At 66.4% G+C, this 13,279-nt stretch carries 12 protein-coding genes; 8 read left to right on the forward strand and 4 right to left on the reverse strand.

Features of this window, described 5'->3' with window-relative positions; genetic code table 11:
• Nucleotides 1-63: 63 nt before the first annotated feature.
• Nucleotides 64-1,026, forward strand: a complete 963-nt coding sequence (locus CO669_RS09860; RefSeq protein WP_097659613.1) for a lytic transglycosylase domain-containing protein — start codon at nt 64-66, stop codon at nt 1,024-1,026.
• A gap of 161 nt (nt 1,027-1,187) precedes the next feature.
• Here the strand turns inward: CO669_RS09860 and CO669_RS09865 are convergent, their stop codons facing one another.
• Nucleotides 1,188-2,171, reverse strand: coding sequence for a Bug family tripartite tricarboxylate transporter substrate binding protein (locus tag CO669_RS09865; protein ID WP_097659614.1), 984 nt, complete (start codon nt 2,169-2,171; stop codon nt 1,188-1,190).
• A 451-nt stretch (nt 2,172-2,622) separates the two neighbouring features.
• On the opposite strand from CO669_RS09865, the gene CO669_RS09870 reads away from it, so the two are divergent.
• The 3 genes from CO669_RS09870 (at nt 2,623) to CO669_RS09880 (ending at nt 4,904) form a co-directional block, all read left to right on the forward strand.
• Complete coding sequence (locus tag CO669_RS09870; RefSeq protein WP_097659615.1) at nt 2,623-3,240, forward strand: hypothetical protein; 618 nt, start codon at nt 2,623-2,625, stop codon at nt 3,238-3,240.
• Nucleotides 3,237-3,515, forward strand: a complete 279-nt coding sequence (locus tag CO669_RS09875; protein WP_097659616.1) for an HGGxSTG domain-containing protein — start codon at nt 3,237-3,239, stop codon at nt 3,513-3,515. The genes CO669_RS09870 and CO669_RS09875 overlap by 4 nt, the downstream gene beginning before the upstream one ends.
• 132 nt (nt 3,516-3,647) lie before the next feature.
• Nucleotides 3,648-4,904: an MFS transporter gene (locus CO669_RS09880; protein ID WP_097659617.1), complete on the forward strand. Its 1,257-nt coding sequence runs from the start codon at nt 3,648-3,650 to the stop codon at nt 4,902-4,904.
• Nucleotides 4,905-4,955: 51 nt separating this feature from the next.
• Here the strand turns inward: CO669_RS09880 and CO669_RS09885 are convergent, their stop codons facing one another.
• Nucleotides 4,956-5,834, reverse strand: a complete 879-nt coding sequence (locus CO669_RS09885; protein WP_283806779.1) for an outer membrane protein — start codon at nt 5,832-5,834, stop codon at nt 4,956-4,958.
• A 295-nt stretch (nt 5,835-6,129) separates the two neighbouring features.
• Between CO669_RS09885 and CO669_RS09890 the strand changes: the two genes are divergently transcribed.
• From CO669_RS09890 to CO669_RS09905, 4 genes are all read left to right on the forward strand, one after another.
• The gene (locus CO669_RS09890; protein ID WP_097659774.1) at nt 6,130-7,335 is read left to right on the forward strand and encodes a M20/M25/M40 family metallo-hydrolase; all 1,206 of its coding nucleotides are present in this window, start codon (nt 6,130-6,132) and stop codon (nt 7,333-7,335) included.
• Complete coding sequence (locus CO669_RS09895; RefSeq protein WP_097659619.1) at nt 7,335-7,868, forward strand: hypothetical protein; 534 nt, start codon at nt 7,335-7,337, stop codon at nt 7,866-7,868. Before CO669_RS09890 ends, CO669_RS09895 begins: the two co-directional genes overlap by 1 nt.
• A 244-nt stretch (nt 7,869-8,112) precedes the next feature.
• The gene (locus tag CO669_RS09900; RefSeq protein WP_097659620.1) at nt 8,113-9,201 is read left to right on the forward strand and encodes a mandelate racemase/muconate lactonizing enzyme family protein; all 1,089 of its coding nucleotides are present in this window, start codon (nt 8,113-8,115) and stop codon (nt 9,199-9,201) included.
• 123 nt (nt 9,202-9,324) lie between these two features.
• Nucleotides 9,325-10,473, forward strand: a complete 1,149-nt coding sequence (locus CO669_RS09905) for an amidohydrolase (protein WP_097659775.1) — start codon at nt 9,325-9,327, stop codon at nt 10,471-10,473.
• Nucleotides 10,474-10,570: 97 nt separating this feature from the next.
• On the opposite strand, the gene CO669_RS09910 is transcribed toward CO669_RS09905, so the two are convergent.
• Nucleotides 10,571-11,758 (reverse strand): CaiB/BaiF CoA transferase family protein, encoded by a 1,188-nt coding sequence (locus CO669_RS09910; RefSeq protein ID WP_097659621.1) that lies wholly within the window; start codon nt 11,756-11,758, stop codon nt 10,571-10,573.
• Between the two features lie 84 nt (nt 11,759-11,842).
• On the reverse strand, nt 11,843-13,192 hold the full coding sequence (locus tag CO669_RS09915; protein WP_097659622.1) for a ferredoxin reductase family protein: 1,350 nt from the start codon (nt 13,190-13,192) through the stop codon (nt 11,843-11,845).
• Nucleotides 13,193-13,279: the final 87 nt, after the last annotated feature.

A 13,279-nucleotide genomic window follows, 5' to 3' on the forward strand; every position in this document is an offset into this window, starting at 1 on the left:
AAGAACTCCTTATCGCCGGCGCAGCGCTGGCCGTTCACCCCACAGTTCGAGGTTGCCCCAGCAATGCGATTTGTCGTCGCGGCTTGCGCCGCGTTCATGATTCTGATGTGCGATCTCGATCCGTCGGCATCCCGGCAGACATCAACGTTCGATCACGCCGTTCTTCAGAACGATCGGGCCTCCCCACTTGTTCCTGTGGTCGAACTCTTCCTTGCAAGCGTGCAGGCGATCGAGCTCGCCAATGCGCGCGCCGCCTATGAACAGGTGATCGAGCCGCCGCCGGCGGTCGAGCCGGCCATGCAGGCTCCGGCTTCACCGACCGAACGGTTCTGTCACGCGCTTCGCGAGGCTGCCGAAGCCAGCGGCATTCCCGTGCCGTTCTTTGCCCGCCTGCTCTGGCAGGAGAGCCGCTTCAAGTCCAACGAGGTCAGCCAGGCCGGCGCACAGGGCGTCGCGCAGTTCATGCCGGAGACGGCCGCCGAAGTCGGGCTCGACGATCCCTTTGATCCCATGAAGGCGCTGCCCGCATCCGCGAAGTTCCTGCGCAAGCTGCGCGATGATTTCGGCAATCTCGGCCTCGCCGCTGCGGCCTACAATGCCGGCCCGGGCCGCGTTCAGAAATGGCTCGCCAAGGAGAGCGAGCTGCCGCGCGAGACGCGTGACTATGTCCGCATCATCACCGGCACCAAGGCCGAGGACTGGACCGAACGCGCAGAGGCGCTTGCGATCCGGATCGACTTGCCGCGCGAGGCGCCTTGCGAAGGTGTCGGCAGCCTGTCGAAGACGAAGGATGTCGCCTGGGTTCCCGTAAACCTGACGCCATCAGCCATTGCGTTCATTCGCAAGGCCGAACAGCTCGCCGCGCGACTGGCGACGAGCCGCGCCCGCAAGCGGTTCGCAACCTTGCTGCGGAAGAGCGCGTCCGCCCACGGCAAGGCGCGCAGCATGATCGTGGCGCGTGCCGCCGGGAAGAGCGCGAAGGGCCGCGCCATTCGCCTCGCATTGCGCGAACGGTCGTCGGGCTAGAGTGCGGAGCCGCCCGCCTGGGCGGCTCCGACCTCCATCGCCATGCCCGCACGGACCCTGCGATGCCCGCGAAGAGTGCCGGGAACACGAGGTCGGAGAGGCAGGCCCCGGACATGACGCTGTGGAGGCTTCAGCGTCTACGACCAGCAGAACCACTCAGCCTACTCCGCCTTGATGTTCGCGGCCGCGACGACCTCGGCGAGGTCCTTCGTCTCCTTCGCGATCTTGGCGGCGTAGTCGGCCGGGCTGAGCACGCTGACGACGCCTTGCGAGCCGAGCTTCTCCGCGACCGCCGGATCCTTGGCAGCCGCGACGATCTCCTGGTGCAGCGTCTGAAGGATCGGCGCGGGCGTGGATTTCGGCATGAAGAAGCCGACCCAGAACGAGATGTCGAAGCCGGGATAGCCGGCTTCCGCAACGGTCGGCACGTCGGGCAGTGACGGCAGCCGCTCGGCCGAGGACACCGCGAGCGCGCGCAGTTTGCCGGCCTTGACCAGCGGCACGGCCGAGAGCGGATCGAACACCGCCAGCACCTCCTGTGCGAGGATGCCGACCTCGGAGGCCGAGCCGCCACGATAAGGCACGTGGATCAGCTTGATGCCGGCCTTCTGGCTGAGCAGCTCCATGGCGAGATGGGCAAGGTTGCCGTTGCCGCCCGAGCCGTAAGCCAGCGCACCGGGCGCGGCCTTTGCGGCTGCGACGAGATCGGCGACGGTCTTGATGTCGGCGGTCTTGGGATTCTCCGGATTGACCACCAGCACCAGCGGCGCCGAGACGACGGTGGTAAGCGGCGCAAAATCCTTTTCCGGATCGTAACGGATATCCTTGAACAACGTCTTGTTGAGCGTGATGGTGGAGGAGTTGCAGGCGAGCATGGTGTAGCCGTCGCCCTCGGCATGCGCGACGCCTTCGGCGGCGATCATGCCGTTGGCGCCGGCGCGGTTCTCCACCACGAAGGGCTGCCCGAGCTTGTTGCTGAGGCGATCGCCGATGATGCGCGCGACGACATCGACCGGACCGCCGGCGCTGAACCCGACCATGACCTTGACCGGCCGCACCGGATATTTCTGCGCCATGGCCCCCGTCGACAGCACAGCGGCGCACAATCCGGCGATGACGGCCAGCAGGTGGGCGGTTCGTTGCATTGGTTCTCTCCCAGACCTCGCGGCGCCGCTTGTGCATGTTTGTTGGTGCGATGCATCCGCGTTCATGAATAGCGGTCACGCCGGATTTCGCAATCGCGTTTGGGCGCCGGCATTCCGCCGCACGGCAGGTCCGCAACAGTTTCCAAACAAAAAATGCGAAAACAACCCCATGCACAGTAGACGGCCCTTGTCGAAACAAGGACTTACGCTGGGGGCGAAAGACTCGGATTTTACGAAATCGTTTTTGTGTCGTCGGGCAAAACAGGGGTATAGTTACATCATCGCGACAACCGTAAGCAGCCCGGCCTGACCGGCCACAAGCGCTTCGTTCAATCGCGTACAAGCCTCTCATCGACATCCGAAAATCGCAACCGCCGCACGGCAGTGCAGGAATCGGCCTCGCGCGCGCGAGGCCGATTCGCGCCTATCGTAGGCCCAAGGAGACATCGACATGACGACAGCCCTGACACGCAACAGCACGACGCCCGCCGCCAGGTATGGCAGCAGCCGGCCGAGCCCACGGATCAAGCTCAATCGGCAAGACATCGTGATCCAGCATTCCGACGCGCAAGCCGGCGAACGGTTGATGGGCGAGGCGCTCGGCGCCGTCGACCGCGACGCGCTGCACGGCATCCTCAAGCAGTTGATGAAAGCCAGCGTGATCCTGCAGAAGCCCGACGAGGACAATCTCGCCTTCATGATCTCGATGGTGAAGGGCATCGCGCCCAGGGATTCGATCGAGGTGATGTTGACGGCGCAGATGGTGTCCGTTCACGTCGCCACAATGCGCTCCGCATCCCGCCTCGCCTTCGCCGAAGGCATCCCGCAGCAGGAGGGCATCTCGCGCACATTGACCCGGCTGGCCCGCACCTTCGCGGCGCAGATGGAAGCCCTCAACCGCCACCGCGGCAATGGCGAGCGCCCGATCACGGTGCAGAACCTGTCGGTGCAGGACGGCGGCAGCGCGATCGTTGGGAATGTCGCGCAGCACGCGCATCTGATCGCTGCCGAGCCGGGCGCGACAACGGAGGCGGAACCGACCGCAGCCATGCAAGGCGCCACCGTGTGAGCGCCGGTCACATCCGCAACACGCGCGCGATGGCGGCGAGCCCGCGCTGCGGCGCCGCCACCCGCAGCGGACTCGCCTGCCGCGCACCGGCGATGTGCGGCAGGCTCCGCTGCCGCATGCACGGCGGCGCGCCCGGATCGGGCGCGCCATGGGGAAACCGCAACGCGCGCAAGCACGGCGCCTTCACGCAAGCGCGGATCGCCGAGCGACGTGCGATCCGGGAGCTGCTCGGCGAGGCGGCGAAGCTGCTGGGAGAGTTGAAGCGGGACGCCTGAATGCTCGCCCCGGCCGGAACTATCCCGTGATGTCATCGCACCAGGCCCGATCATGCCGCCATGCCTTTCGGCGCATTGGCACGATCGCTTCGATCGTGTAACGCGACACGAAAGTTGCCGGGACGGACGCTCATGAAGACCACTGCCGACGACGACGCGGGCACCGCGACCCGCGCACTGATCTTTGCGCTCGTCGCGCTCGCCTGCGGCCACATGCTCTCCACCCTGTTGCGCACCATTCCCGCAATCAGCCTCGACCTCATGGCCGCGGACTTCCAACTCGAGCCGCAGGCGCTGGCGAGCCTCACTTCGGTCTATCATTTCGCCTTTGCCGCGTCGCAGATCCCGGTCGGCGCGGCGATGGATCGCTTCGGCGTGCGGCCGGTGTCGCTGAGCCTGCTTGCGGGAACCGTGGTCGGCGCGATCGCGTCGGGCTTTGCCACGGGGGCCTCGAGCTTTGCTTTCGGCCAGTTGCTGCTGGGCATTGCCACCTCGGGCATGCTGATGTGCCCGATGACGCTCGCCGCCAAGCAATTGTCGGCAGGCCGCTTCGGCCTGTGGTCCGGCGCGATCCTCTCGATCGGCAATATCGGCATGCTGCTGTCGGCGAGCCCGCTTGCCTTCGTGGTCGATCAATATGGCTGGCGCGCGGGGTTCTGGATCTCGGCGCTCGGCGGCGTCGCGGTGGCGCTGGCGGTGTTCGTGCTGGTGCCGAACCAGCCGGCCGAGCACAAGGACGATTCCTCGCCGCTGTCGCAGATGATCGAGGTGCTCAGGCTCGGCCTGTCGCGTCCCTTGCGCGGACTGATTGCGCTCGCGATGGTGTCGCTGGCGACCTCGCTGGTGCTGCGCGGGCTGTGGGGCGGGCCATGGCTGATGGAGATCAAGGGCCTGTCGCGGGTCGAGGCCGGCAATCAGCTCGGCGCCTACACGCTGGCGATGATCGCGGGCCCGCTGCTGATGGGCATGGTCGACCGCAAGGTCGGCCGCCGTCGCGACCTCGTCGCCGGCACGCATGCAGTCGCGGCCGTGCTGGTTGCGCTGATGGCGCTGGGCGCACCGCATTTCGCGGTTGCCTGGCTGTTTGGCGTGCCGGTCATGCCGCCGCGATATGATCTCGCGCTGTTCGTGCTGATCGGGCTTGCGACCTCCGCACAGCCGCTGCTGTTCGGCATGTGCCGGCAATTGGTGGACGCGCAAACCGCGGGCAAGGCGCTGGCCGCGGTGAACCTCGCCTTTTTCCTCGGCACCGCCCTCATGCAGTCGGTCACCGGCGCAGTGGCCGCCTTCGCCGGGCTGCCGGCGGTGCTGCTGTTCATGGCAGCGATGCTGGCATTCGGCGTGCTGGTCTTCCTGGCCTATACATCGCCGCTGCGCGGGGCGAGCTGAGCACTTCGCTCACGCCGTCCCCACGCTTCGCGGCTGTCGTGGAGCCCGAGCTCAGTATTTCGCGACCACCGGCCCGCCGAAGCGATAATTGACCCTGAGGGTCGCCTGCTGGACGGTCAGCCGCGAGCTTGCCGTCCCCGTCGCAAACACGCCGCCAAGCCCATCGGGAACGGTGAAGGTGGCGCTGCGGCTACCGAAGTCGGTGTAGCGATATTCGCCGGCCAGGCTCCAGTTCGGGTTGAACGCCCATTCGATGCCTCCGCCGACGGTCCAGCCCCAGCGCGTGGTCGAGCCACCGTTCGTTGCCGTGAACGTTCCCGCCGGGATGCCAATGCCCGGCCCGTTAACGACGGTGGTCCTGGAACCGCCGATCTCGGCGACGGCGGCGCCGCCGGTGACGTAGAATAGCGCTCGGTCCACCGTGACGCCGGCGCGACCGCGGAAGGTGGCCATCCAGTCGATATGACCGAAATCGACGGTTACCGTCTGCGTCACCGCCGGTGCAAACGTCGGGGCACCGAAGGTGCGCGAAGCGCTGCCGCTGCTGCCGTTCAAGCCGGTGCCAACCGCGTCGGCTTCGACGCCGAGCACGAACTGCTGGACCTGCCAATTGTAGCCGATCTGGCCGCCCCCGATGACACCGCTGTGGCTGCCGCCGCCGGCAAGGGTGCCAGTCTGTCCGGGAACAATCGTCAGCACTGCCGCGACCGGCGGCGGCACGCCGAAAGCAGGAAACAGCGCTCCGCCATCGCTGCTGCCGCTGCTGGGCGTCCAGGCGCCGCCGACATTGGCGCCGACATAAAAGCCGGTCCAGCTGAAAATCTGCGCGGCGACCGGCATCGGTCTCGCCTTGACCGCCATATCCGCGGCATTCGCCGCGCCGACACCGAACAATAAGGCACTTCCCGCAACGGCCGCGATCCGCATCATTGCCCCCAATATGTTTCGGCAAGGTCTCGGCGTGCCGCGGCGCCAGAAAACACCCTAGGCTAGAGGCGAATCACGGCCAAAGCTGTCACCGGACAGCAACATCCGGACACATTATGCGCGCGAGGCGATGCCCGCGCCGGTCGATCGCTCGCCCGGCCCGAGGCGTGGTCGAGGCTCCTTCCGGGACCATGCGCACCTGGCAAGGCAGCGCCAGACTTCATGCATCGAGGCCGCCTTGCACAACCGCGTGCTGCGGGGGATGCTGACTCGCATCGCGCATCAAGGGAATGAACTCATGCCTGTCGACACCAAAGCCGCCACCGACCGTCTCATGCGCTTCCTCGCCGTCGAGGGCGTGACCGGACAGGAGGCAGCGATCGGGCGTGAGCTCACGGCCGCGCTGAAGGAGGCCGGCGTGCCGGCCAAGGCGATCCGCCTCGACGATGCCAACACCCGCATTCCCGTGCCGACCGAGACCGGCAACCTCATCGTCGACCTCCCCGGCCGCGGCGCGCTGCACAACCAGCCGCGCATCATGTTCATGACCCACATGGACACGGTGCCGCTCTGCGCCGGTGCCAAGCCGAAAAAATCGGGCCGCAAGATCGTCAACGAGGCCAGGACCGCGCTCGGCGGCGACAACCGCTGCGGCTGCGGCGTGCTGGTGACGCTGGCGGCCGAGCTCGAAAAGCAGAAGCTCGATCATCCGCCGATCACGCTGCTGTTCTGCGTGCGCGAGGAGAGCGGGCTCTATGGCGCGCGCCACGTCAAGCTGGACGAGCTCGGCTCGCCCGTGATGGCCTTCAACTATGACGGCGGCTCCGCCTCCAACGTCGTCATCGGCGCCGTCGGCGCCGACCGCTGGACCGTCGAGATCTTCGGCCGCGCCTCGCATGCCGGCGTCGCGCCGGAGCGCGGCATCTCCTCGACCATGATCATGGCGCTGGCTTTAGCCGACGTGAAGGCCGGCGGCTGGTTCGGCAAGGTGGTGAAGGGCAAGGGCGCGAGCGCGCGGATGGGCACCAGCAATGTCGGCCCCGTCACCGGCGGCGAAGGCCGGCCGGCGGGCGATGCCACCAACGTCGTCACCGACTACGTCCATGTCCGCGGCGAATGCCGCAGCCATGACGGCAAATTCTTCAAGGAGATCACCAAGGCCTACAAGGCCGCGTTCGAGAAGGCGGCCAAGAAGGTGACGAACGCGCAAGGAAAGTCCGGCAAGGTCAAGTTCAAGGCCGAGACCGACTATTATCCGTTCCGCATGAAGGACAGCCAGCCCGTGATCAAGCGCGCGGTCGAGGCCGTGTCCGCGGTCGGCGGCACGCCGAACGTCCGCACCGCCAATGGCGGCCTCGACGCCAACTGGATGGTCCGTCACGGCATTCCGACCGTGACCTTCGGCGCCGGCCAGAACGAGGCGCACACGGTCGACGAATGGATCAACCTCGACGAATACGACCGCGCCTGTGCGCTGGCGCTGCACGTCGCGACGATGCGGTGATGGTCGTGGGCCGGCTGCCGCTCGCAGGACTTGCGCTGCTGGCGCTTGCGGGCGTGGCTGGCGCGGAAGAGGACAACACTGCGCTGCTGGTCGATCTCTTCGCGAAGGTCTGCGCGCCGAAACCGGCGCGGCCGAGCCAGGTCGAACGCATCGCAACGGGACTGGGTTTCGTCAGTGACGGCGGCCCGATCACGGCCGAGATGGAGCGGCGGGCCAGCATCGACATTCTCTACACGGCGCAGCTGATCAGGCGGGGCGAGAGGCTCGGCAGCATGTCTGCCTATTTCACAGGGCCTGACGATGGCGTGAGCGTGAGCTGCACCGTGTCGGCCGTCGGCGTCTCCGCCGACGCGTTGCCCGGGCTGATCGAAACATCATTGAAGGCCCGTGAGCGGACCGACAAGCCGTCCAGCGACGACAACCTTCTTCGCGCGAGCTGGCGCGTCGGCGCCGACACGCTCGGGATGTCGGTGTGGCGGACGCCGCCACGGCGTGCCTCGATCACCATCAGTTATATCGCCCACAAGCGGTGAAATCGTAGGATGGGTAGAGCGCAAGCGAAACCCATCGCGCCTTGCGACGTTGATGATGGGTTTCGCTGCGCTCTACCCATCCTACGAACCACAAGCAAAAAGCGCGTAGGGTGGGTTAGCCGAAGGCGTAACCCACCTTTGCTTTCCGCACCGAGGGAAGTGGTGGGCTTCACCGAGCACATGCGCTCTGCGCATATGCTCGGCTAACCCACCCTACGAAGCAAGGAAGAAACAGGGAGGCACCATGCCGCGCATCGCAAACGTCGAATCCGCCCTCTACCGGATCCCCCTTCCCGTCACGCTCTCCGACTCCACCCATGGCGAGATCACGGCGTTCGAGCTGATCACCTGCCGCATCCGCGATGCCGACGGCGCGGAGGGTGTGGGCTACACCTACACGGTCGGGCGCAATGGCGGGGCGACGGCGGATATCCTCAAGCGCGAGATCCCGGCACTGATCGAAGGCCGTGAAGCCGACGATACCGAGGCGATCTGGCAGCATGTCTGGTGGGCGCTGCATTATGGCGGGCGCGGCGGGCCGGTGGTGCTGGCGCTTTCGGCGCTCGACATCGCGCTGTGGGATTTGAAGGCGCGGCGCGCCAAGCTGCCGCTGTATCGATTGCTCGGCGGCTTCGATGCGCACGTGCCGTGCTATGCTGGCGGCATCGACCTCGATCTGTCCGTGGATGCGCTGCTCGCGCAGACCGACGGCAATCTCGCCAAGGGCTTTCGCGCCATCAAGATGAAGGTCGGCCGGCCCGACCTGAAATCCGACGTCGCCAAGGTCTCCGCGATGCGACAGCATCTCGGCGACGGCTTTCCGCTGATGGTGGACGCCAACATGAAATGGACCGTCGAGGAGGCCATCCGTGCGGCCCGGGCGTTCGTGCCCTACGACCTGACCTGGCTGGAAGAGCCGATCATTCCCGACGACGTCGCGGGTCATGCGCGCATCATGCAGGCCGGCGGCGTGCCGATCGCGGCGGGCGAGAATCTGCGCTCGCTGTGGGAGTTCAAGAACTACATCACGAGCGGCGCGGTGTCCTATCCCGAGCCCGACGTCACCAATTGCGGCGGCGTTTCCGCCTTCATGAAGATCGCGCGGCTGGCGGAGGCCTTCAACCTGCCCGTTACCAGCCACGGCGCGCACGACATCACCGTGCACCTACTCGCCGCCTGCCCGAACCGCTCCTATCTCGAAGCGCACGGATTCGGCCTCGACAAGTACATCGAGCATCCGCTGGTGCTCGAGGACGGCAAGGCGCTGGCGCCGGACCGCCCCGGGCATGGGATCAGCTTCGACTGGAAGGGGCTGGCGACGCTGGCGCCTTAGAGCACGGCGTCAAGCCCGGCCATGACGATGCGGCTGCACGCGAGCCATTCCCCAACGCGGGATGCGGGCCGCGGATAATCCGCTATGGTGGCGGCCACCGACATTTTGCGAGAGACCGCCGCCTTGACACCCGAGCTGCATCAGAAACTGACCGCGTGGCGCCAACACCTTCACGCCCACCCGGAGCTGTCGCTCCAGGAGAAGGAGACCGCGGCCTTCGTGCAGGACAAGCTCACCGAGCTCGGCATTCCCTTCGAGGCCGGCATCGGCGGCCACGGCATCGTCGCGACCTTGACCCGCGGGCACGCGCAAAGGCGGGTCGGCCTGCGCGCCGACATGGACGCGCTGCCGATCACCGAGGACACCGGCCTGCCCTACGCCTCCAGGACATCGGGCGTGATGCACGCCTGCGGCCATGACGGGCACACCGCATCGCTGCTCGGCGCCGCCGCGCTGCTCGCGGCCGACACCAGCTGGAGCGGCACGGTCGATTTCATCTTCCAGCCGGCCGAGGAAGGCTTTGGTGGCTCGCGCGCGATGGTCGCGGCCGGGCTGTTCGACCGCTTTCCGATGGAGCGCGTGTTCGGCTTCCACAATTGGCCGGGCCTTGCCGCCGGTAGCGTTGCCGTGCACGACGGTGTCGTCATGGCCTCCGGCGGGCGCATCACCATCACCATCGAGGGCCATGCCGGCCACGCCGGCATGCCGCATCTGACGCGCGATCCGGTGGTGGCGGCCGGCCATCTGATCGTGGCCCTGCAATCGGTGGTCGCGCGCAGTGTCGATCCGCTCGACACTGCCGTGCTCTCGCTCTGCACCATCGAAGGCGGCACCGCGCCGAACCAGATCGCCGGACGCGTGACCATCCGCGGCACGCTGCGTTACCACCGCGAGGCGGTGAAGGACGTCATCCTCGACGGCATCGAACGGAGCTGCGCCGGGATTGCGACCAGCTTCGGCGTCAAGGTGACGCCCGAGATCGTCTGGGGCGTCGGCGTCGTGGTCAACACGCCTGATGAGGCTGGCCTCGCGCGCATCGCCGCCGAGAAGGTGCAGGCGCCCGTGCGCCGCGACCTCGCGCCCAGCATGGCGGGCGAGGATTTTGCCCATTACCTGCAGCAGCGGCCGGGCGCCTTTGTCTGGATCGGCAACGGACCCTTGCGCGACGGCGCCGAGCTGCACGGTCCGCGCTACGATTTCAACGATGCGATCCTGCCCGTGGCGGCGGGCTGGATGGCCGAAGTGGCGAAGGCCGCGCTGGCGTCGAACTAAAGCGCGATGAGATCGGGATGAATCGTCATCGCGCTTTAGGTTGCTGTTTGCGCATGATCTTTCCGGAAAACCGCTTCGCACTTTTCCGGATCATGCTTTAGATGATCCCGCCTTGCCGAAGCGCCGCGATCTCGGCCTCGCCATAGCCGAGCTCACCGAGCACGAGATCGGTGTGCTCGCCGAGCGTCGGCGCGCGATGCGCGATCTCGCCCGGCGTTTCCGAGAGACGGACCGCGGCACGCGTCACCGGTGCGGGCTTGGGCAGGCCGGGATAGTCGACGTCCTGCATGAAGCCGGTGGCGCGGATGTGCGGATGATCCAGCGCCTGTTGCGGTGAAAGCACCGGCCCGGTCGGAATCATGGCCTGGCCCAGCGTATCGACCGCCTCTTGCGTCGTGCGCTCGGCGCACCAGCGCGCCATCCGCTCGCTGATGACGGCGCCGTTGTTGCCGCGGCTGATGTCGTCGGCAAAACGCGGATCCTTCAGCCACAGATTCTCCTCGCCCATCAGCCTTGCCCAGCGCTTGAACAGCGGATGTCCCGTGACCTGGCACAGCACCCAGCCGTCCCTGGTGCGGTAGATGTCGGCGGGCGCTGCTGTCTGGCCGAGATTGCCGGTCGGGACGCGGTTGACGTTGATGACGGCCTGCTCGATCAGCGTCGCATTGGTGAAGGACAAGGCGGTTGCGAGCAACGCGCCCTCGACGATCTGCCCGCGCCCGGATTTGCCGCGCTCGATCAGCGCTGCGAGCGTGCCGAACGCGCAATGCAGCGCGGTGCCGAAATCCACCCAGTTCACCGCAGCGCGATAGGGCGGATCGCCCGCACCCGTCATGTAGACCGATCCCGACATCACCTGTCCGACACCGTCGAAGCCGACACGGTCGGACCAGGGTCCCGGCCCGCCGAACGCGGTTGCCGTCGTCAGGATGATGTCCGGCTTGATCGCCTTCAGGGACTCGTAGTCGAGCTTCATCGCGCGCAGAGTCTGCGGCGGCAGATTGGCGACCACGACGTCCGCGGTCGCGATCAGGCGGCGCATCACCTCCTGCCCCTCGGGCTTCATCGGATCGAGCGTGACGCATTTCTTGTTGCGGTTGACCTGGAGAAACAGCGCGCCCTCGCCATTCTCGCCGACCGGCGCCACGAAGCGATCCTCGCTGCCGTCACGCTTCTCGACGCGAATGACCTCGGCGCCGAATTCGGCCAGCAAGGTCGCACAATAGGGACCTGCGATATAGCGCCCGAAATCGAGCACACGCACGCCCTCCAAAACTCCTCCCATCGAACCCTTCCCTGTTATTTGTTGCAGATTACAGGGACTGGCCGCCAGGGCAAGTTGGGAAGCCGCATGCACATGCGGCTTTCATCATCGCATCGCGAACAGCTCCTGGTGAAACCGTTGCTCGACGGGGAAGCCGCGCGCGCCGAAGTCGCGCCTGAGCGCTTCGCCAAAAGCCGCCGGACCACAGAACCAGATGCTCGCCTGGCGCCATTGCGGGACGGCTTCGCGAATGCGTTCGCCGGTCAGTCGTCCGTCGCGGGCGTCGATGAGAACGTGGAGACGAACATCTGCCGAGCGCGCATCTGCCGCAAGCTTGCCGAGGGCTTCCTCGTCCACGTCTGCGGTGGTGTGAAAGAGGTCAACGGTCTGCGCGACCGAGCAACCAGGAACATCCTTCATGGCCGCCTGTTTCATGCGGGCCACGAAGGGCGTGATGCCGATACCGCCGCCGATCCAGATCTGATGCGCACAATCGTCATCGAACGTGAAGCAGCCATAGGGCCCTTCCACCTTCACCTTCTGCCCGACACGGAGGTTCTCCCGCAGCCGGCTGGTGTGGTCCCCAAGTTCCTTGGTAATGAAGATGATCCGGGGATCTGCGGCGTTCCAGCCGGAGGCGATGGTGTAGGGATGCGCGCCCTCCGAGACGTCGGACGTGGCGAAGGCGAACTGGCCCGGCCGATGCCCCGGCCAGCCATGGGGCACCTCGATCTCGGTCTCGATCGTCCTGACGCCGGGATAATATTTGAGCGAGGTGATCGTGCCCTGGACCTGGCGCCGAGCCCCAATCCGCCGCAACAGCGTCACCGCGGCCGCCCATGTCCCGAAGGCAAGCAGCGCCCCCACGACCCAACCGACCGGCGACATCCAGTAGCTGAACTTCATCAGCGTGACCGCATGAAAGACCAGAACCAGGTAGGCGACGGCGAGGAGCCGATGCGTCTTGTAGAACAGCCGATAGGGGAACATTTGAATGAGCGCCAAAGCCATCAGAACGACAGCGCCGTAGAAGGCCCACTCCCCCAGCCCTTCCGCCGGCTCACGAAGGCTGCCGAAGAAGGCCTCGATCGGATTTTCGATGGCGGGCTTTTCGCCACGCTGTGGTCGGGTCAGCAAGCCCCAACCCACCGCCCATTTCGGGGCGTTGGCCCAGAGCCAATGGATAATGGCAGTCACCAGGGCTGCGATGCCGAGCCATTTGTGCAGGCGGTACATCTTGTCGAGGCCGCCGAGCCACGCCTCGGGCCAACGTGGTCGTAGCGCGAGGATCATCGCCATGCTCATGCAAACGATTGCCAGGACGCCGCTCAGCTGCACCATCCTCTCGCGAAGTGGGAAGAAGGAACCCGGCCCAAATGGCCTGGGCTCCGCGAACAGCCACAGCAGGACGAGAACCGCCAGAGTGCCCCACAATACCCGTTTGAGTTTCTGCATGCTTCCCTCGCGGCCTTGCGCCGTCAGCTAGAACCGATCGCCCCACGCTGCATTGAGCTGACTCAAGTCCGCTCGTGAGCTGCGCGG

Origin of the sequence: Bradyrhizobium sp. Y36, from assembly GCF_002531575.1 — a bacterium.
Taxonomy (GTDB): Bacteria; Pseudomonadota; Alphaproteobacteria; order Rhizobiales; family Xanthobacteraceae; genus Bradyrhizobium.

Bases quoted from the DNA above. Each gene is read 5' to 3' on its own strand.
- CO669_RS09890 (WP_097659774.1), top strand. From the start codon at position 6,130: ATGCCTGTCGACACCAAAGCCGCCACCGACCGTCTCATGCGCTTCCTC.
- CO669_RS09900 (WP_097659620.1), top strand. From the start codon at position 8,113: ATGCCGCGCATCGCAAACGTCGAATCCGCCCTCTACCGGATCCCCCTT.
- CO669_RS09910 (WP_097659621.1), bottom strand. From the start codon at position 11,758: ATGGGAGGAGTTTTGGAGGGCGTGCGTGTGCTCGATTTCGGGCGCTAT.
- CO669_RS09860 (WP_097659613.1), top strand. From the start codon at position 64: ATGCGATTTGTCGTCGCGGCTTGCGCCGCGTTCATGATTCTGATGTGC.
- CO669_RS09880 (WP_097659617.1), top strand. From the start codon at position 3,648: ATGAAGACCACTGCCGACGACGACGCGGGCACCGCGACCCGCGCACTG.
- CO669_RS09895 (WP_097659619.1), top strand. From the start codon at position 7,335: ATGGTCGTGGGCCGGCTGCCGCTCGCAGGACTTGCGCTGCTGGCGCTT.
- CO669_RS09865 (WP_097659614.1), bottom strand. From the start codon at position 2,171: ATGCAACGAACCGCCCACCTGCTGGCCGTCATCGCCGGATTGTGCGCC.
- CO669_RS09870 (WP_097659615.1), top strand. From the start codon at position 2,623: ATGACGACAGCCCTGACACGCAACAGCACGACGCCCGCCGCCAGGTAT.
- CO669_RS09915 (WP_097659622.1), bottom strand. From the start codon at position 13,192: ATGCAGAAACTCAAACGGGTATTGTGGGGCACTCTGGCGGTTCTCGTC.
- CO669_RS09885 (WP_283806779.1), bottom strand. From the start codon at position 5,834: ATGATGCGGATCGCGGCCGTTGCGGGAAGTGCCTTATTGTTCGGTGTC.